Source organism: Candidatus Nitrosotalea sp. FS, from assembly GCF_011319475.1.
GTDB lineage: Archaea > Thermoproteota > Nitrososphaeria > Nitrososphaerales > Nitrosopumilaceae > Nitrosotalea.
In genome coordinates, this window is sequence record NZ_RCMC01000308.1 from 1 (window position 1) to 1139 (window position 1139).

Below are 1139 nucleotides of genomic sequence, written 5' to 3' on the forward strand. Positions count from 1 at the left end.
GCAGATGAGAGAATCTTTGATACTCTGTCCTCTTGCAATACGGCAGCCGCTCTTGCCACTTCATATTCGGTTAGCTCCTTGCCTGACTGACCTGCGATTTCACCAGATACTCTGAGTAGATCTATTGCACGTCTTGCATCANAATACAGCAGAAGTTGCCTGCCATCCTCCCTTTACATGACTAAGCCATGCCAGGCTGAAACAGACAAGCTTGAAGTGAAGTGAAGCAGATGAGAGAATCTTTGATACCCTGTCCTCTTGCAATACGGCAGATGCTCTTGTTACAGTATACTCGGTTAGCTCCTTGTCTGACTGACCTGCAATTTCACCAGATACTCGAAGTAGATCTATCGCACGCCTTGCATCACCATGTTCCTCAGAGCTAAGAGTAGCACAACGTCGTAGAACGTCATCACTTACTGGAATAGCAAATGCTTTTTCTGATCTTCTTTGAAGCATCTTGATAACATCATCATACGAGTATGGCTCAAAAAAGACATCACTTGAACCAATTCTAGAACGTACTCGGTCATCCAATTCATAATCGGACAAGACATTATTTGAAATCATTATGATGCAGAGAAGATATTTTTTTGCACGCAGACTCTCTGCCAGTGTGACAAGTTTGTATATGAATTCTGAGGGCTTGCTACGTGTGTCATAAAACAACACATCAGATTCGTCAAGAACTAGTACAAAGAGATTCGTTTTTTCTTTTTCCAAAACAGACTCTATTGCAGACCCTATTTGATCAATGACCACGTTAATACCCTGCGAACTTTTTAGATTTGGCTGACCTAGCTCACCAAGTATCAGATTTGCACAACCAAAAACAGTCTTTGACTTTCGCAGATTAACAAAGCAATGCGATATTTCAGGCATATTTTTGCAAATAAATTTCACCAGTGTAGATTTTCCAGATCCACTTCTCCCATAGACCGAAATAACCGGTACCACGTGACCATGCTTGTACCCCATAAAATATTGAACAATCTTTTCGGTCTCTTTTTCCCTACCAACTATTTCATCAGGAACTACCAATGGATCAAGATAAGATTTGTCAGAAAAGATACTGTTTGATTTCTCGACTTTATTGATTATTTTATTGAGGCTGTCCTGATTCATTTTTCCCGCGTCCC

The 1139-nt window shown here is 40.8% G+C and carries 1 pseudogene; it reads right to left on the reverse strand.

Going from position 1 to position 1139, the window contains the following annotated elements:
* Positions 1-142: 142 nt before the first annotated feature.
* Positions 143-1125, reverse strand: a pseudogene (locus tag DYY66_RS16790) (Cdc6/Cdc18 family protein); the annotation flags it as partial.
* Positions 1126-1139: the final 14 nt, after the last annotated feature.